Origin of the sequence: Nocardioides sp. HDW12B (assembly GCF_011299595.1) — a bacterium.
GTDB lineage: Bacteria > Actinomycetota > Actinomycetes > Propionibacteriales > Nocardioidaceae > Marmoricola_A.
This window is the reverse complement of record NZ_CP049867.1, coordinates 2060431-2078042: the sequence shown is the minus strand read 5'-3', so window position 1 is coordinate 2078042 and position 17612 is coordinate 2060431. Positions and strand designations below refer to the sequence as shown.

The window sequence follows — 17612 nt, the reverse complement described above, 5'->3', positions numbered from 1 at the left end:
ACATGCCGAAGAACAAGACCCACTCGGGTGCCTCCAAGCGCTTCCGGGTGACCGGGTCCGGCAAGCTCCGCCGCGAGAAGGCGGGCCTGCGCCACAACCTGGAGAAGAAGCCCTCCAAGATGACGCGGCGCATGTCCGGCACCACCGAGGTCTCCAAGAACGACACCAAGACCGTCCGCAAGCTGCTCGGTCGCTGAGCGCGTCCACCCCAGCACACCGCGCCCACCGGGGCACCCCGGAGCGCACCAGCACCGAAGCACGGAAGCACCGTCTTCCCCCTCAGCTTCCCGAACTACCTAGGAGAACCACGTGGCACGCGTCAAGCGGGCGGTCAACGCCCAGAAGAAGCGTCGGGTAACCCTCGAGCGCGCCTCCGGCTACCGCGGGCAGCGCTCGCGCCTGTACCGCAAGGCCAAGGAGCAGGTCACCCACTCGCTCACCTACAACTACCGCGACCGCAAGGCTCGCAAGGGTGACTTCCGCAAGCTGTGGATCCAGCGCATCAACGCTGCGGCCCGCCAGCACGGCATGACCTACAACCGCTTCATCCAGGGCCTCAAGGCCGCCGAGGTCGAGGTCGACCGCAAGATCCTCGCCGACCTCGCCGTCAACGACGCCGCCGCCTTCGGCGCGCTGGTGGAGCTGGCCAAGGCCAACCTGCCCGAGGACGTCAACGCGCCGCGCGCCGAGGCCGCTGCGTCCTGATCGCGTCCTGATCGCGACTCGTCGGGTCCTCACCACGACCTGGCCCGCGTCTCGCACCCAGGTGTCGGGGCCGCCCCCTCGGGGCGGCCCCGTCGCTGTCTCCCAGGAGGTCCGATGAGCGAGCAGGCCGAGCCGACCGGTTTCTCCGGACCCACGGGCGGCACCGGGCCCACGGGCGCGACCGGGCCGACGGGCTTGACGGTGCGCAGCGGTCGGGTCCGCACCGCCCGCAAGCTGCTGCGCCGCGCCGGGCGTCGTGAGGCCGGTCTGTTCCTGGCCGAGGGACCCCAGGCGGTCCGGGAGGCGTTGGCCGGCGGACACGTGCGGGAGGTCTTCGCGCGCCCCGACGCCCAGCCCGAGCTGCGCTCGGTGGCCGGGCAGACGGGCCTGCCCTGGTACGACGTCGACGAGGCCGTGCTGGCCGAGCTGACGGACACCGTCCACCCCCAGGGTGTGGTCGCGGTCTGCCGCGTGCTCGACGTACCGGTGGGCGAGGCGGTGCGCCCCGGTGTGCGGCTCGCGGCGGTCCTGGCGGACGTGCGCGACCCCGGCAACGCCGGCACCGTGCTGCGCTGCGCCGACGCCGCCGGTGCGGAGGCCGTGGTGCTCGCCGGCCACAGCGTCGACCTCTACAACCCCAAGACGGTGCGGGCCTCGGTTGGCTCGCTGTTCCACCTCCCGGTCGCCGCCGGGGCGTCGCCGGCCGCCACCGTCGACGAGGTGCGCCGCGCCGGGCTGACGGTGCTCGCCGCTGACGGCGCGGGGGAGCTCGACCTGTTCGAGGCCGAGGCCTCCGGGCTGCTGGCAGCACCCACGGCGTGGCTGTTCGGCAACGAGGCATGGGGCCTCCCCGAGGAGGTCGCCGCACTCGCGGACCACCGGGTGCGCATCCCCATCTTCGGCGGCGCCGAGAGCCTCAACCTGGCCACCGCGGCCGCGGTCTGCCTCTACACAAGCGCCCGCGTCCAGCGCGCCCCCCGCCCCTGACCCTGCCGAAGCGTCAGGTGTGTACGCGCGAAGCGTCGGTCGTGTACGCGCGAGACGTCGGTCGTGCACGCGCGCGACGTCGACCCGTGCCCGCTCAGCGCTCGGCGAGCCCCTCCCAGGCGGCGTCGGCGACGATGCGACCCATGGCGGCAGGGTCGGTGCCACCGGCGGGGTCGTACCACTCGGTCAACGAGTTCACCATCCCGAACACGAGCCGCGAGGCGACCTCGGGCGCCACGTCGGCGCGCACGCTGCCCTCCGCGACGGCCGCCGCCACCAACCGGGTGAGCCGCGCGTCGATGCCGCGCCGGCGCTCGAGCGCCTCCTGCTCGGCGTCGCTGTTGCCGCGCACGCGGAGCACCAGGCGTACGGCGGGCAAGTGGGCGGCAAGCACCTCGACGCTGCGTCCCACGGTCCAGCGCAACCGCTCGCCGGCGCCTCCGGCCCGATCCTCGGCGGTGTCGAGCAGCTGCTCCAGCGCTCCCAGGCCCTCCTCGAGGGCGGCGCGCAGCAGGTGCTCCTTGGTGGGCACGTGGTGGTAGATCGTCGACTTCGACAGCCCGAGCTCGCGGGCCACGTCGTCCATGCTCGTGGCGTCGTACCCGCGGCGGTTGAAGACCTCCACCGCGTGCCGCACCACCGTCTCGCGGTCGTAGCCGGGGCGGCCGCGCCGGGTGGGCCGGGTGCCGGGCTCGACGGACATGGCGCCCAGCCTGCCACGCGTACGCCGCGCGGGGCGTGGCCCGCGCGTCCACCACGCCCTAGGTTGGCTGCATGTCAACGGACCCCGGGGCAGGCAACGCCTCCGACGGCGGGCCCCTCGACGTCCAGTCCGTGATCGACGCGCTGCCCGACGGGATCGTGCTGGCCGGCGCCGACGGCAGTGTCACCCACGTCAGCGTGGCGGCCCGCCGGCTGCTCGGCCCCGCGGCAGCGGTGGGCGTGCCGCTGCGCGAGGCGCTCCCGCTGCAGGACCTCGACAGCTGCGGCTGGTGGGAGACCCTGAAGCCGTACGACGGCCTCGCGACGCGGACCGCGCTGTCGGAGTCGGCGTGGCTGCTTCCCGACGGCACCGAGCTGCTGGTGACCGCCCGGCTCGACCGGGACGCTCCGCTGGCGCCGGTCCGCGGGGTCGCGGTGTCGCTGCGCCCGGCGCGGGCGCGGGCCCGGCTCGAGCAGGAGCGCGCCAACCTCGTCACCACGATGGCCCACGAGCTCCGCTCCCCGCTGACGGGGGTACGCGGCTTCACCGCGACCCTGCTGGAGCGCTGGGACGCCTTCGACGACGCCCAGAAGCGACTGATCATGGAGTCGGTGCACCACGACACCGACCGGCTTTCGCGCCTCATCGGCGACCTGCTGGAGGTGGCTCGGATCAGCGCCGGGCGCCTCCCGCTGGCCGCGAGCACCATCGACCCGGTCGTGACGGCCGAGGCGGTGGCGCGGTCCGTCGCAGCGGGGTCCGGCCGTGCGGTCGAGGTCCGGACCGAGCCGGGCTCGGACCTGCGCGTGCACGCCGATCCGGACCGGCTGGCCCAGGTGCTCACCAACCTCGCGGAGAACGCGGTCCGCCACGGGCAGGGGCAGGTGCGGTTCCTGCTGTCGTCGTACGACGACGACGCCGTGCTGCTGGCCGTCGAGGACGACGGTGACGGCATCGCCGCCGACCTGCGGCGGCGCGTGTTCACCAAGCACTGGAGGCACGGGGACCGGGCAGGCACGGGACTGGGCATGTTCATCGCGCACGGCCTGGTGCGCGCCCACGGCGGCGACATCGACGTGACCGACGCCGCGAGCGGGGGAGCGCGTGTCGAGGTCGTCTGGCCGCGCGCACGCGACCTGAGCTGAACCACGCTCGTCGGCGGGCGCCCGGCCCACCCCGACCCCGGGCGGCTCGCGCTCGCCTGCCCCGACGAGCCATCCTCATGCATGAGGATTCGCTCATCGTGGCCTCACCGACGACTCATCACCGATGGTGACGATGGGGTCATGAAGCTGATCCGCACCCACGCCCTTGCCGCTGCCTCCCTCGCCGCAGTCCTCGCGCTGAGCGCCTGCGGCTCCGACGACACCGCCGACACCGCGACGACGAGCGGGAGCGCGGCCTCCGACAGCAGCACCCCGTCCCCGTCCGGCACCACCGACGACGATCGGTACGACGACGACCGCGACGACCGCGACGACGACCGGTACGACGACGACCGTGACGACCGTGACGACCGTGACGACCGCGACGACTTCCGCGACGACCGGATCGACGACGCCGACGACGACACCCCGCTGGCGGGTGAGGTCCGCGAGCGTGCGGAGAGCGCCGCGCTCGCCGAGGTCGACGGGACCGTCACCGAGGCCACCTACGCCGACCGCGACGACCGCCACGTCTACGAGGTGGAGATCGACCGGGGCAACGACGACGACGTCACCGTCGAGCTCGACCGCAGCTTCACCGTGGTGCGCGTCGACAGCTGACCCCCGGACGACGACCGGACAGAGGGGCGCTGCGCCCGCGGAGAGGGGGCGCCCCGGGGTCCAGCGGCGGAACCGAGGTGCGACCCGGGCGCCCGAGTTCCTACACTGGCCCGGTCACCGTCGCTCACGGCCCCGTCCGGGCCGCCGACGGTCCTGCCTGCCGCGGCGCGGCGGCACCGCCCCTGTCGAAAGGCACCGATGTCCGGCCCGAACACCGAGTACGACCCGGTCGAGGTGACCCCGCTCAAGGCCGAGCAGGTCGACGCCGCGGTGACCGAGGCGCTGGCCGCCATCGAGGCGGCCACGACGCTGGAGGAGCTGAAGGAGGCCCGGCTCGCCCACGCCGGTGACCGGTCCGCGCTCGCGCTGGCCAACCGGGAGATCGGCGCGCTGCCCCCGCAGGCGCGCAAGGAGGCCGGGCAGCGCATCGGCAAGGCCCGCGGCCGGGTCAACCAGGCGCTCGCCGCCCGCCAGGTCACGCTGGAGGAGGAGCGCGAGGCGCGCATCCTCGTCGAGGAGGCCGTCGACGTCACCCTCCCGTGGGACCGCGAGCCGGTCGGCGCCCGCCACCCGATCACCACCCTGAGCGAGCGCATCGCCGACGTCTTCGTCGCCATGGGCTGGGAGGTCGCGGAGGGCCCCGTCGTCGAGGCGGAGTGGCTGAACTTCGACGCCCTCAACCTCGGGCCCGACCACCCGGCGCGCACCATGCAGGACACGTTCTGGATGGAGCCGGCCGAGAACGCGATCGTGCTGCGCACCCACACCTCCCCGGTCCAGGCGCGCACCATGCTGACGCGCACGCCGCCGATCTACGTCGTGTGCCCCGGGCGGGTGTTCCGCACCGACGAGTACGACGCGACCCACAGCCCGGTCTTCCACCAGGTCGAGGGGCTGGCGATCGACGAGGGGCTGACGATGGCGCACCTCAAGGGCACGCTCGACCACTTCGCCACGGCGATGTTCGGCGAGGGCATCACGACCCGGTTCCGCCCGTCGTACTTCCCCTTCACCGAGCCCAGCGCCGAGGTCGACCTCGTCTGCTTCGTCTGCCGCGGCGCCGCCGTCGACGCCGACGGAGCCACCTGCCGCACCTGCCGCGGTGAGGGCTGGATCGAGTGGGGCGGCTGCGGCGTGGTCAACCCGCGCGTGCTGACCGCCTGCGGCGTCGACAGCCAGCGCTACACCGGCTTCGCCTTCGGCATGGGCATCGACCGCACCCTGATGTTCCGCCACGGCGTGGAGGACCTGCGGGACCTCTTCGAGGGCGACGTCCGGATGACCGCTGCGTTCGGGACGGAGATCTGATGCGCGCCCCCGTGTCCTGGATCCGGGAGCTCGTCGAGCTGCCCGAGCCCGTCAGCACCGAGCAGATGGCCGCGCGCCTGACGATGCTCGGCCTCAAGCTCGAGGCCCTCGAGCAGGGCGGGGCCGACATCACCGGCCCGCTGGTCGTCGGCCGCGTGCTGACGATGGAGCCCGAGCCGCAGAAGAACGGCAAGACGATCAACTGGTGCACGGTCGACGTCGGCGACGCCAACGGCACCGGGGAGCCCCAGGGCATCGTCTGCGGCGCGCACAACTTCGCCCCGGGCGACCTCGTCGTCGTGGTGCTGCCCGGAGCGGTGCTGCCCGGCGACTTCGCCATCAGCGCCCGCAAGACCTACGGCCACGTCTCCGCCGGCATGATCTGCAGCGCGGCCGAGCTCGGCCTGGGCGACGACCACGACGGAATCATCGTGCTGCCCGCCGACGCCGGAGAGCCCGGCGACGACGCCTTCGACGTGCTGCACCTGCGCGAGGACGTCATCGAGATGGAGATCAACCCCGACCGGGCCTACGCGCTGTCGCTGCGCGGCGTGGCCCGCGAGGTCGCGCTCGGCTTCGGTGGCTCCTTCACCGACCCGACCGACCGCGACGTGCCGGCGGCCGACGACGCCGGCTACCCCGTGCGGGTCGAGGACCCCGAGGGCTGCCCGGTCTTCGTCGCGCGGACGGTCTCGGGCTTCGACCCCGCTGCGCCGACGCCGTCGTGGATGGCCAGCCGCATCCGCCTGGCCGGCATGCGCCCGATCTCGTTGGCCGTGGACGTCACCAACTACGTGATGCTCGAGACCGGCCGCCCGATCCACGGCTACGACCTCGACAGGCTCCAGGGCCCGCTCGTCGTACGCCGTGCCCGCGCGGGTGAGCGCCTCACCACGCTCGACGGCACCAAGCGCACCCTGTCGACCGAGGACCTCGTCGTCACCGACGACTCCGGCCTCATCGGCCTCGGTGGCGTCATGGGTGGCGAGACGACCGAGATGTCGGCGACCACCACCCGGGTGCTGGTCGAGGCCGCGCACTGGGACGCCACCACGATGTTCCGCACCGGTCGCCGTCACAAGCTGACCTCCGAGGCCGGCAAGCGCAACGAGCGCGGTGTCGACCCGACGATCTGCGAGGCCGCGGCCGACCGCGTGGTCGAGCTGCTGACGACGTACGGCGGCGGCACGGCCGAGCCGGGCGTGACCGTCGTGGGCACGCCGCCCGCGCGACCGACCGTCACCCTGCCCGCCGACCTCCCCGCCCGCATCACCGGCATGCCGATCGACGCCGCGACCACGGTCGCGCACCTGCGGGCCGTGGGCTGCGAGGTGACGGAGGACGGGCCGACGCTGTCCGCCGTCGTGCCGCCGTGGCGCCCCGACCTGGCCGACCCCTTCGACCTCGTCGAGGAGGTCGCGCGCATCGTCGGCTACGACCGCGTGCCGTCGGTGCTGCCGACCCCGCCGTCAGGGCGCGGCCTCACCCCGAGCCAGTCCCTGCGCCGGCGGGTGGGTCGCACCCTCGCGGGTGAGGGGTACGTCGAGGTCGTCTCGTTCCCGTTCGTGGGCACGGCCGAGCTCGACCGGCTGGGGCTGGACGCCGACGACCCGCGACGCGCGAGCATGCGGATCGCCAACCCCATCAGCAGCGAGCAGCCGTTCATGACCACCACGCTGCTTCCGGGTCTGCTGGAGGCCGCGGCCCGCAACGTCGGGCGCGGCCAGTCCGACCTGGCGCTGTTCGAGGCCGCGACCGTCACGCTGCCGCGCGGTGCCGTCGCGGCACCGATCCTCAGCGTCGACCGCCGACCCACCGAGGGGGAGTGGGACGACCTGCAGAAGGCGCTGCCCGAGCAGCCGCTCCACCTCGCCGTGGTGGCGACGGGTGAGCGGGAGCGCGGCGGGTGGTGGGGCGCAGGGCGTCCCGCGCAGTGGAGCGACGCCGTCGCCGCGGTGCGGTCGGTGGCGCGTGCCCTCGGCCTCGACGTCGACGTCCGCGCGGCCGCACGGGCACCGTGGCACCCGGGCCGTTGTGCGGAGATCGTGCTCGGTGAGCACGTCGTGGGCCACGCCGGTGAGCTGCACCCCAACGTCTGCAAGGCCTTCGGGCTGCCGGACCGGGCCGTGGCGGCCGAGATCGACCTCGACGTGCTGCTCCAGCACGCGACCGCACCCCGCGGGCCGGTCTTCTCCTCCTTCCCGGTGGCGAAGGTCGACATCGCCCTGGTCGTGCCCGACGAGGTGAGCGTGGCGGCGCTGACGGCCACGCTGCGCGAGGGCGCGGGCGAGCTGCTGGAGTCGGTGCGGCTCTTCGACGTCTACACCGGCGAGCAGGTTGGTGAGGGCAGGCGGTCGCTGGCCTTCGCCCTGCGCCTGCGTGCGCCCGACCGGACGCTGACCGACGAGGAGGTCAAGGCTGCCCGCGACGCCGCGGTCGCCCTGGCCGCCGAGCGGCACGGCGCCACCCAGCGCGCCTAGCGGACGGCCGTCGGGCAGCCTTCGGGACCGGGTCACCTCCGGCGACCACGGTCCGGGGCGTCAGACGTGCCGGTGGACGGCCGCGTCTGCCCACAGCCGGGTGAGGACCCGGGACGCGCCCTCGACGCGTCGCTCGTGCCCGCGACGCCCGGTCTCGGGCGTCCAGCGCGTCGCGGCCAGCATCGCCTCCACCTCGGGGGTCCGCAGCACACCGGCCAGCGCGGCCACGAGGTCCGTCGGCTCGCCGTCGGGCAGGCCGAGCTCCACCGTGGCGCCGTGGAAGTCACGTGACATCGCCACGACGCCCTCGCGCACGGGCCAGAGCAGCGCCCAGCCGTCGAGTCGGCCGCCGGACATCCTGCGGACGGCATGCTCGCGGGTCTCCCACGAACGGTCGGCGCTCGCCCGGGCGACCTCGGCGTCGTACTGCTCAGCGTCGAAGACCAGGTCCGGCACCGGCAGGGCGTGCGAGGAGACGTCGTCGACCTGCACAGGGTCGGGTCCTGAGTCCGGCGAGGGCAGGGCGTCGTGGTACTCGCCGGTGACCGTGCGGAAGTCCCGCCAGACGACGAGTGCGCCGTCGCGCTCGACGAGCGGAGCCACCACGAAGCACCCGAACTCGCCACACCCACAGCCGTAGAGCGCGATGCGCCGTGGCGGGTCCTGCGGCACCAGGGCGCCGTTGTCGAGCAGGCCCGCAGGGCCGTTGCGTTCCTCCCCGTCCGTCCGCAGGAGCTCGTCGCCGCCGATGAGCACCCGCACCTCGGGCCGTTGTGGCACGGAGGTGTCGACCTCGAGGTCGAGTCGTGAGACGTCCACGGCGTCAGGTGAGCGGGCGGCGCAGGACGGCCCGCACGGCGTCGAGCGCCGCCGTGTCGCCGTCGAACGTCAGGACGTCGTTGCCGCGGCGGTGCCAGATCCACGCGTCGACGTCGTCGGCGGTGCCGGTGATCGTCGCGGCGGCCTCGGAGCCCCCGGAGCCCCCAGAGCCCTCGCTGCCGACCAGGTCCAGCGCGTCCTCGTCGTACGACGTGCCGCTGTCGGGGTCGGTGCCGACGAAGCGGCCGGACCGCACGACCCGGTCGGCGTCCGGCCGGTCGGTCAGGTGGAACCGCACCGGTGCCACGGCCGGCGTGAAGGTTCCCCAGCCCTCCGGGATCCCGCCGTACATGATCGCCAGGCACTCGTCGACCCCGTCGGCGGCCAGGTCGGCGTCGAGCGGGGTGACGTCGCCGACGGTCAGCTCGGCGTCGAGGCGGTGGATGAGCGCCTCGTGGGCCTGGCGCCGGCGGATGTAGCCGACGGTCTTGTCCTCGGCCCACATGAAGACCTCCGTGTCCGGCGAGGTCTCGGTCAGGACCCGGAGCAACCGGTCGGTCTGCTGGGCCGCGAAGGTCAGCAGCGCGTCGCGGTCGGTGGGCCGCGGCGGGTGCTCGAGGCCGTCGGGGCTGCTGCGTCGCTCCTCGACGATCGTGGCCCAGAACCACTGCACCTCGGCCAGGTGCCACAGCAGGTCGGCCGCGGACCACTCGGGGCAGGAGGGCACGCGCGCCGAGGGGTCGGCCTCGGCGAGGAGGTCGAGGAAGCGGTCCGACTCGCGACGGAGGTGGTCCAGGAAGGGGAGGGTCACGGTCCCGACCCTGCCACTGGTCGGCCACGCGAGCCACTGGGGTGTTGTCGACTCCGGGCAGCCCAGCGGCGTGCGAGATGCATGAAGTTGCGGATCTCTGTATAGTCATGCGACATGACGATCAGGGTCGCCGTGGCCGGCGCGAGCGGGTACGCCGGGGGAGAGCTCCTCCGGCTGCTGCTGTCCCACCCCGAGGTGGAGATCGGCGCGCTGACCGCCGGCTCCAACGCCGGCGCCACGCTGGGCTCCCTGCAGCCGCACCTGCTGCCGCTGGCCGACCGGGTGCTCGGCGCCACCGACGCCGCCACCCTCGCCGGGCACGACGTCGTGTTCCTGGCCCTGCCGCACGGGCAGTCCGCGGCGCTGGCGGCCGAGCTGGGCGACGACGCCCTGGTGGTCGACTGCGGCGCCGACTTCCGGCTCACCGACGCCGACGTCTGGCAGCGGTTCTACGGCGGCGAGCACGCCGGCTCCTGGCCCTACGGCCTGCCCGAGCTCGGGGACCAGCGCGCCGCCCTCGAGGGCGCGCGCCGCGTCGCCGTCCCCGGCTGCTACCCGACCGTCTCCACCCTCGCCCTCGCCCCGGCCGTCGCCGCCGGTCTCGTCGACGCCAGCGACGTCGTCGTGGTCGCCGCCAGCGGCACCTCGGGCGCCGGCAAGGCCCTCAAGGCGAACCTCCTCGGCAGCGAGGTCATGGGCAACGTCAGCGCCTACGGCGTGGGCGGCGTCCACCGCCACACCCCCGAGATCGTCCAGAACCTCCGCTCCCTGACCGACGCCGACGTCCGCGTCAGCTTCACCCCGGTCCTCGTGCCCACCAGCCGCGGCATCCTCGCCACCTGCTCGGCCCCCGTCGCCCCCGGTACGACGACCGCGTCCCTGCGCAGCGCGTACGTCGCGGCCTACGAGAAGGAGCCGTTCGTGCACCTGCTGCCCGAGGGCACCTGGCCCCAGACCCAGGCCGTGCTCGGCTCCAACGCCGTGCACCTGCAGGTGACCGTCGACGAGGCAGCCGGTCCGCACGGTCGGGCCGTCGTGGTCGGCGCGGTCGACAACCTCGCCAAGGGCACCGCCGGCGCCGCCGTGCAGTGCATGAACCTGGCCCTGGGTCTCCCCGAGACCGCCGGCCTCTCGAGCGTGGGGATGGCGCCGTGACCGAGCCGACCGAGCCGACCGGCTCCCCGGACACCGACGGCACCGACGGCGCCGTGACCCCGCCCCAGCCCGGGACGGTCCTGCTCCGCTACCCCGAGCACCTGGCCGTGGTCCGGCTCGGGCCCGGGACCGACGTACCGGCCTGGGCCACCTCGGCGACGGTCTACAGCATCACTGCGACGGCGAGCGAGACCTCGATCGTGTGTGCCCGGCGGGCGGTGCCCCGCAAGGCCACCCAGGCCGGGCCGTTCCTGGCCTTCGCCGTCGAGGGCACGCTCGACTTCGCGTTGACCGGCATCCTGCACCGTCTGCTCGGGCCGCTCGCCGAGGACGGCATCAGCGTCTTCACCCAGTCGACGTACGACACCGACTGGCTCCTGGTGCCGGTCGACGCCGCGGACCGGGCGGTCGAGGCGTGGCGACGATCCGGCGTCGAGGTGCGCGACGCGCCCCTCGACCTCCGGTCCTGACCAGCCACGAGCACCACCCCACCCGAGAGCGAACGACACCACCATGAGCATCACCCACCCGCAGGGGTTCCGCGCCGCCGGCGTGCCCGCCGGCCTCAAGAGCACCGGCGCCAAGGACCTCGCCCTCGTCGTCAACGACGGCCCCACCCACGACTCCGCCAGCGTCTTCACCGCCAACCGCTGCAAGGCCAACCCTGTCCTGTGGAGCCAGGAGGTGGTCAAGGACGGCGTCGTGCGCGCCGTCGTCCTCAACTCCGGGGGAGCCAACTGCTACACCGGGCCGGAGGGCTTCCAGACCACGCACGCCGTCGCCGAGCGCGTCGCCGACGTCCTCGGCATCGGGGCGGGTGACGTGGTCGTCTGCTCCACCGGCCTCATCGGGCTGGCCAACCCGCGTGAGCTGCTGCTCGCCGGGGTGGACGCGGCCACCGCGGCGCTGGACGCCGACGCCGGTCTCGCGGCCGCCGAGGCGATCATGACCACCGACTCGGTCGCCAAGCAGGTCGTCGTCGAGGGCGCGGGCTGGTCGGTCGGCGGCATGGCCAAGGGTGCCGGGATGCTGGCCCCTCAGCTGGCGACCATGCTGGTCGTGCTCACGACCGACGCCGTCGTGCCGGCCGCGGAAGCCGACGCGGCGCTGCGGGCCGCCACGCGCGTGTCCTTCGACCGCCTCGACTCCGACGGCTGCATGTCGACCAACGACACCGTCACGCTGATGGCCAGCGGCGCCTCGGGCATCACGCCCTCGCCGGAGGACTTCACCGCCGCGGTGACCCGGGCCTGCACCGACCTGGCCATGCAGCTGCTGGCCGACGCCGAGGGCGCCGACCACGAGATCGCCATCACGGTGCTGCACGCCGCGAGCGAGGCCGACGCCCTCGAGGTGGGCCGCAGCATCGCGCGCAGCAACCTCTTCAAGGCGGCGGTCTTCGGCAAGGACCCCAACTGGGGCCGGGTGCTGGCCAGCGTCGGCACGACGCAGGCGGCGTTCGACCCCGCCGACCTCGACGTCGCCATGAACGGCGTCTGGGTGTGCAGGCAGTCCACGCCCCACGAGCCGCCGGACGCGGTCGACCTGTCCGGTCGCGAGGTGACGGTGACCGTGGACCTGAAGGCGGGCACCGAGCGCGCGACCGTCTGGACCAACGACCTGACCCACGCCTACGTCCACGAGAACAGCGCCTACAGCAGCTGACCGAGCAGGAGCCGGCCCGAGGGCCGAGCGGAGGAGCACCGAGATGGACGAGCAGCAGAGCGAGAGCTGGAGCCGCGCGACGGCGCAGGCGGCCGTGCTGGCCGGCGCGCTGCCGTGGCTGAAGACCTACCACGGCAAGACGATCGTGGTGAAGTACGGCGGCAACGCCATGACCGACGAGACCCTCAAGCGCGCCTTCGCCGAGGACGTCGCCTTCCTGCGGTACGCCGGCTTCCGGCCGGTCGTCGTGCACGGCGGCGGCCCCCAGATCTCCTCGATGTTGGACCGGCTCGGGATCGCCTCGGAGTTCAAGGGCGGCCTGCGGGTGACCACCGAGGAGGCCATGGACGTCGTCCGCATGGTGCTCGTCGGCAAGGTGCAGCGCGAGCTGGTCGGGCTCATCAACGAGCACGGCCCGCTGGCCGTCGGCCTCTCCGGCGAGGACGCCGGCCTCTTCACCGCCACCCGCACCAACACCGTGGTCGACGGCGAGGAGGTCGACCTCGGCCTCGTCGGCGAGGTCAGCGACGTCCGCCCCGAGGCGGTGCTCGACCTGGTCGAGGCCGGACGCATCCCGGTCATCTCGTCGGTCGCGCCCGACGTCGACGGGGTCGTCCACAACGTCAACGCCGACACCGCCGCGGCCGCGCTGGCCGCCGCGCTGGGGGCCGAGAAGCTGCTCGTCCTCACCGATGTGGAGGGGCTCTACCAGGACTGGCCGAGCTCGACCGACGTGGTGGGGGAGATCAGCCCCGAGGCGCTGGGCGAGCTGCTGCCGTCGCTGTCGTCGGGCATGGTGCCGAAGATGAAGGCCCTGCTCCAGGCCGTCACCGCCGGCGTCCCGCGGGCCACCGTCATCGACGGCCGCGAGCCCCACGCCGTGCTGCTGGAGATCTTCACCGACGAGGGCGTGGGCACCCAGGTGCTGCCCGGCGTACCGACGAAGATCCGCAGCGCGAAGTACGCCACCAGCGTCGCCCCCGACCCGGCACCGGCCCCCGCCCCGACCAAGGAGGTCTCGGCATGAGCACCACCCTCGAGCGCTACTCCGAGAGCGTCATGAACACCTTCGGCACGCCCCGGCTCGTGCTGGCACGCGGCCGCGGCGCGGAGGTCTGGGACGAGGACGGGTGCCGCTACGTCGACCTTCTCGGCGGCATCGCCGTCAACGCCCTGGGCCACGCCCACCCGGCGCTGCTCGCCGCGGTCACCGAGCAGCTCGGCACCCTCGGGCACATCTCGAACTTCTTCACCTCCGGTCCGCAGGTCGAGCTCGCCGAGCGCCTGCTCGCGCTCCTCGACGCCCCGGACGGAGGCCGGGTCTTCCTCACCAACTCCGGCACCGAGGCCAACGAGGCCGCCATCAAGCTCTCCCGGCGGACCGGTCGCACCCACCTGGTGGCGGCCGCGGGCGCCTTCCACGGGCGCACCATGGGCGCGCTGGCGCTGACGTCGAAGGCGGCCTATCGCGAGCCCTTCGAGCCGCTGCCCGGACACGTCACCTTCGTGCCGTACGGCGACGAGGCGGCCCTCGAGGCGGCGGTCACCGAGGAGACGGCGGCCGTGGTGCTCGAGCCGATCCAGGGCGAGGCCGGCGTGGTCTCGCCGCCCGACGGCTACCTGGCCGCCGCGCGCCGCATCACCTCTGCGCACGGCGCGCTGCTGTGGTTCGACGAGATCCAGAGCGGCATGGGTCGCACCGGCGCCTGGCTGGCCCACACCGCCAGCGGCGTGACGCCCGACGTGGTGACCCTGGCCAAGGGGCTGGGCGGCGGCTTCCCGATCGGCGCCTGCATCGGGCTCGGCGAGGCCGGGCGGCTGCTCGGCCCCGGCAACCACGGCACCACCTTCGGCGGCAACCCGGTCGCCTGCGCCGCCGCCCTCGCCGTGCTCGACACCGTCGAGAAGGAGGGGCTGCTCGCGCACGCCACCGAGCTGGGGGAGACCCTGCGTCGCGGGCTGGCCCACGCGCACGTGACCGAGGTCCGGGGCGCGGGGCTGTTCATCGGGCTGTCGCTGTCCGAGCCCCGTGCCACCGCTGTCGCCCGCGCCGCGATGGACGCCGGCTTCATCGTCAACGACTGCGCCCCGGACCGGATCCGCATGGCCCCGCCGCTGGTGCTGACCGACGAGCAGGGCCAGGAGCTGCTGGCCGCCTGGCCCGGCATCCTCGCCGCTGCGTACGAGGAGGAGACCGCATGAGGCACTTCCTGCGTGACGACGACCTGAGCCCTGCCGAGCAGGCCGAGGTGCTCGACCTCGCGCTCGAGCTGAAGGCCGCGCGTCTGGCCGACCGTGTCCCGGAGTCCCCGTTCGGAGCACGCAGGGCCGTCGCGCTGATCTTCGACAAGCCGACGCTGCGCACCCAGGTCTCCTTCAGCGCCGGGGTGGCCGAGCTCGGCGGCTCGGCGATGCTCGTCGACGGCTCGCTGGCCCAGATCGGCACCCGCGAGTCCGTGCCGGACGTGGCGCGCGTGCTGGGTCGTCAGGTCGCCGCGGTCGTGTGGCGGACCTACGGCCAGGAGCGCATCGACGCCATGGCGGCGTACGCCGGGGTGCCGGTCGTCAACGCGCTCACCGACGAGTTCCACCCGTGCCAGCTGCTGGCCGACCTGCTGACCGTCCGCGAGCACCGCGGCGACCTGGCCGGCCAGCGCCTGACCTTCCTCGGCGACGCGGCCTGCAACATGGGCCACTCCTACCTGCTCGCCGGCGCCACCGCCGGCATGCACGTCACCGTCTCCGGCCCCGACGGCTTCCGGCCGGTCCCCGCGATCGTGGGCCGCGCCCAGGAGATCGCCGCGACGACCGGCGGCTCGGTGGCCGTCGAGCCCGACCCGGTCGCCGCCGTGACCGGCGCCGACGTCGTCGCCACCGACACCTGGGTGTCGATGGGCAAGGAGGACGAGGCGGCCGAGCGCAGCGCGCCGTTCCTCCCCTACGCCCTCGACGCCGCCCTGCTGGCCCACGCGAAGCCCGACGCGATCGTGCTGCACTGCCTGCCCGCCTACCGTGGCCAGGAGATCGCCGCCGACGTCATCGACGGACCGCAGAGCGTCGTCTGGGACGAGGCCGAGAACCGGCTCCACGCCCAGAAGGCGGTGCTGGTCTGGCTGCTGCGGGCCGCAGCCGCGGGAGGCGCCTCGTGACCACCCCCGCGCTGGTCCCGACGACCAAGAACGCGCGCCAGCAGAAGATCGTCGAGCTGCTGACCCGCCACGAGGTCCGCAGCCAGGGCGAGCTCGGAGAGCTGCTGTCCGGCGACGGCCTCCACGTCACCCAGGCCACCCTGTCGCGCGACCTGCTCGACCTCGACGCCGTCAAGGTTCGCACCGCCTCCGGCTCGCTGGTGTACGCCGTGCCCGCCGAGGGCGGCGACCGCACCCCGCGGGCGGCCGGTGAGACCGGCGCCGCCGAGGCCCGGCTGGGCCGACTGCTGGGCGAGCTGCTGGCCACCGCCGACTCCTCGGCCAACCTCGTCGTGCTGCGCACCCCGCCGGGCGCGGCGCAGTTCCTGGCCTCGGCCATCGACCGGGTCGAGTGGTCCGACGTGCTGGGCAGCATCGCCGGCGACGACACCGTGCTCGTCATCGGCCGCGACCCCGCCGGCGGCGACGCCCTGGCCCGCCGCTTCGTGCAGCTGGCCACCCCCGAGACACCCCCCGAGCTCACCACCGACAGTCTGGAGACCCCCACCCCATGAGCAAGGTCCTCACCTCCCTCCCCGTCGGCGAGCGCGTCGGCATCGCCTTCTCCGGCGGGCTGGACACCTCCGTCGCCGTGGCCTGGATGCGCGAGAAGGGCGCGGTGCCGTGCACCTACACCGCGGACCTGGGCCAGCACGACGAGCCGGACGTCTCCGGCGTGCCGGCACGCGCGAAGGCCTACGGCGCCGAGATCTCGCGCGCGGTGGACTGCCGCCGCCCGCTCGTCGAGGAGGGGCTCGCCGCGATCGCGTGCGGGGCCTTCCACCTGCGCTCCGGGGGCCGCACGTACTTCAACACCACCCCGCTCGGCCGCGCCGTCACCGGCACCATGCTGGTGCAGGCCATGCACGAGGACGGCGTCGACATCTGGGGCGACGGCTCGACGTTCAAGGGCAACGACATCGAGCGGTTCTACCGCTACGGCCTGCTGGCCAACCCCGCGCTGCGGATCTACAAGCCGTGGCTCGACGCCGACTTCGTCAGCGAGCTCGGCGGCCGCGCCGAGATGAGCCAGTGGCTCACCGAGCGCGGCCTGCCCTACCGCGACAGCCAGGAGAAGGCCTACTCCACCGACGCCAACATCTGGGGCGCCACCCACGAGGCCAAGACCCTCGAGCACCTCGACGTCTCCCTGGAGAGCATCGAGCCGATCATGGGTGTGAAGTTCTGGGACCCCTCGGTGGCCATCGAGACCGAGGACGTCACGATCCGGTGGGAGGGTGGACGCCCGGTCGCCGTCAACGGCACGTCGTACGACGACCCGGTGGCGCTGGTGCGCGAGGTCAACGCCATCGGCGGCCGCCACGGGCTCGGCATGTCCGACCAGATCGAGAACCGCGTCATCGAGGCGAAGTCGCGCGGCATCTACGAGGCACCCGGCATGGCGCTGCTGTGGATCACCTACGAGCGCCTGCTCAACGCCATCCACAACGAGGACACCATCGAGAGCTACCACCTCGAGGGCCGTCGTCTCGGGCGGCTGCTCTACGAGGGCCGCTGGCTCGAGCCGCAGGCGATGATGCTGCGCGAGGCCGTGCAGCGCTGGATCGCCTCGCTCGTCTCCGGCGACGTCACGCTGCGGCTGCGGCGCGGCGAGGACTACTCGGTGATCGCCACCGACGGCCCGTCGTTCTCCTACCACCCCGACAAGCTGTCGATGGAGCGCACCGACAACGCCGCCTTCGGCCCGACGGACCGGATCGGCCAGCTGACGATGCGCAACCTCGACATCGCCGACTCCCGCGCCAAGCTCGAGCAGTACGCCGCGCAGCCGCTCGACCAGGGCAACGTGCTCGTCGAGCACGGCACCCTGCTCAAGGGCCTCGAGCGGGGTGGCGCGGAGCTGATCGCGGTGAACCCGGCCGCCGCCACCGACGAGGAGCAGGCCGCCCTGGACGCCGCCGCGTTCGAGTTCGGCTCCGACTGATCCGTCGCGCGACCGGGCAGCCCGGGACACGCGAACGGCGCACCACCTCGAGAGTGGTGCGCCGTTCTCTGCGCGCCGAC

18 protein-coding genes are annotated in these 17612 nt (G+C 73.8%); 15 read left to right on the top strand and 3 right to left on the bottom strand.

Annotated elements, in window-relative coordinates:
* Positions 1 to 2: 2 nt before the first annotated feature.
* From rpmI to G7072_RS09705, 3 genes are all read left to right on the top strand, one after another.
* Entirely contained in the window at positions 3 to 197 is a 195-nt protein-coding gene (rpmI, locus tag G7072_RS09715) for a 50S ribosomal protein L35 (RefSeq protein ID WP_166085857.1), read from the top strand.
* A gap of 112 nt (positions 198 to 309) precedes the next feature.
* Positions 310 to 705 carry a 50S ribosomal protein L20 gene (gene rplT / locus G7072_RS09710; RefSeq protein ID WP_166085855.1) on the top strand — a complete coding sequence of 132 codons (396 nt, stop codon included), beginning with the start codon at positions 310 to 312 and terminating at the stop codon, positions 703 to 705.
* A gap of 114 nt (positions 706 to 819) precedes the next feature.
* On the top strand, positions 820 to 1692 hold the full coding sequence (locus G7072_RS09705) for an RNA methyltransferase (RefSeq protein WP_166085853.1): 873 nt from the start codon (positions 820 to 822) through the stop codon (positions 1690 to 1692).
* Positions 1693 to 1786: 94 nt separating this feature from the next.
* Here G7072_RS09705 and G7072_RS09700 read toward each other — a convergent pair whose 3' ends face one another.
* Positions 1787 to 2395, bottom strand: coding sequence for a TetR/AcrR family transcriptional regulator (locus tag G7072_RS09700; protein WP_166085851.1), 609 nt, complete (start codon positions 2393 to 2395; stop codon positions 1787 to 1789).
* Positions 2396 to 2466: 71 nt separating this feature from the next.
* On the opposite strand from G7072_RS09700, the gene G7072_RS09695 reads away from it, so the two are divergent.
* The 4 genes from G7072_RS09695 (at position 2467) to pheT (ending at position 7949) form a co-directional block, all read left to right on the top strand.
* Positions 2467 to 3540: a PAS domain-containing sensor histidine kinase gene (locus G7072_RS09695; protein WP_166085848.1), complete on the top strand. Its 1074-nt coding sequence runs from the start codon at positions 2467 to 2469 to the stop codon at positions 3538 to 3540.
* 141 nt (positions 3541 to 3681) lie between these two features.
* Positions 3682 to 4161, top strand: coding sequence for a PepSY domain-containing protein (locus G7072_RS09690; RefSeq protein ID WP_166085846.1), 480 nt, complete (start codon positions 3682 to 3684; stop codon positions 4159 to 4161).
* Positions 4162 to 4359: 198 nt separating this feature from the next.
* Positions 4360 to 5469, top strand: a complete 1110-nt coding sequence (pheS, locus tag G7072_RS09685) for a phenylalanine--tRNA ligase subunit alpha (protein WP_166085816.1) — start codon at positions 4360 to 4362, stop codon at positions 5467 to 5469.
* Entirely contained in the window at positions 5469 to 7949 is a 2481-nt protein-coding gene (pheT, locus tag G7072_RS09680; protein ID WP_166085814.1) for a phenylalanine--tRNA ligase subunit beta, read from the top strand. Before pheS ends, pheT begins: the two co-directional genes overlap by 1 nt.
* 60 nt (positions 7950 to 8009) lie before the next feature.
* Here the strand turns inward: pheT and G7072_RS09675 are convergent, their stop codons facing one another.
* Positions 8010 to 8768 carry a hypothetical protein gene (locus tag G7072_RS09675; RefSeq protein WP_166085812.1) on the bottom strand — a complete coding sequence of 253 codons (759 nt, stop codon included), beginning with the start codon at positions 8766 to 8768 and terminating at the stop codon, positions 8010 to 8012.
* A gap of 4 nt (positions 8769 to 8772) precedes the next feature.
* Complete coding sequence (locus tag G7072_RS09670; protein ID WP_166085810.1) at positions 8773 to 9579, bottom strand: maleylpyruvate isomerase family mycothiol-dependent enzyme; 807 nt, start codon at positions 9577 to 9579, stop codon at positions 8773 to 8775.
* 114 nt (positions 9580 to 9693) lie between these two features.
* Between G7072_RS09670 and argC the strand changes: the two genes are divergently transcribed.
* The 8 genes from argC to argG are packed head-to-tail and all read left to right on the top strand — an operon-like array spanning position 9694 to position 17532.
* The gene (argC, locus tag G7072_RS09665; protein ID WP_166085808.1) at positions 9694 to 10734 is read left to right on the top strand and encodes an N-acetyl-gamma-glutamyl-phosphate reductase; all 1041 of its coding nucleotides are present in this window, start codon (positions 9694 to 9696) and stop codon (positions 10732 to 10734) included.
* Positions 10731 to 11204, top strand: a complete 474-nt coding sequence (locus G7072_RS09660; protein WP_166085806.1) for an ACT domain-containing protein — start codon at positions 10731 to 10733, stop codon at positions 11202 to 11204. The genes argC and G7072_RS09660 overlap by 4 nt, the downstream gene beginning before the upstream one ends.
* A 43-nt stretch (positions 11205 to 11247) precedes the next feature.
* Positions 11248 to 12399 carry a bifunctional glutamate N-acetyltransferase/amino-acid acetyltransferase ArgJ gene (gene argJ, locus G7072_RS09655; protein WP_166085805.1) on the top strand — a complete coding sequence of 384 codons (1152 nt, stop codon included), beginning with the start codon at positions 11248 to 11250 and terminating at the stop codon, positions 12397 to 12399.
* 43 nt (positions 12400 to 12442) lie between these two features.
* A complete protein-coding gene (gene argB, locus G7072_RS09650) occupies positions 12443 to 13426 on the top strand; it encodes an acetylglutamate kinase (protein WP_166085803.1) in 984 nt (327 codons plus the stop codon).
* The gene (locus G7072_RS09645; RefSeq protein WP_166085801.1) at positions 13423 to 14601 is read left to right on the top strand and encodes an acetylornithine transaminase; all 1179 of its coding nucleotides are present in this window, start codon (positions 13423 to 13425) and stop codon (positions 14599 to 14601) included. Before argB ends, G7072_RS09645 begins: the two co-directional genes overlap by 4 nt.
* Entirely contained in the window at positions 14598 to 15548 is a 951-nt protein-coding gene (argF, locus tag G7072_RS09640) for an ornithine carbamoyltransferase (RefSeq protein ID WP_166085799.1), read from the top strand. Before G7072_RS09645 ends, argF begins: the two co-directional genes overlap by 4 nt.
* Positions 15545 to 16102 (top strand): arginine repressor, encoded by a 558-nt coding sequence (locus G7072_RS09635; RefSeq protein WP_166085797.1) that lies wholly within the window; start codon positions 15545 to 15547, stop codon positions 16100 to 16102. The genes argF and G7072_RS09635 overlap by 4 nt, the downstream gene beginning before the upstream one ends.
* Entirely contained in the window at positions 16099 to 17532 is a 1434-nt protein-coding gene (gene argG, locus G7072_RS09630) for an argininosuccinate synthase (protein WP_166085795.1), read from the top strand. Before G7072_RS09635 ends, argG begins: the two co-directional genes overlap by 4 nt.
* Positions 17533 to 17612: the final 80 nt, after the last annotated feature.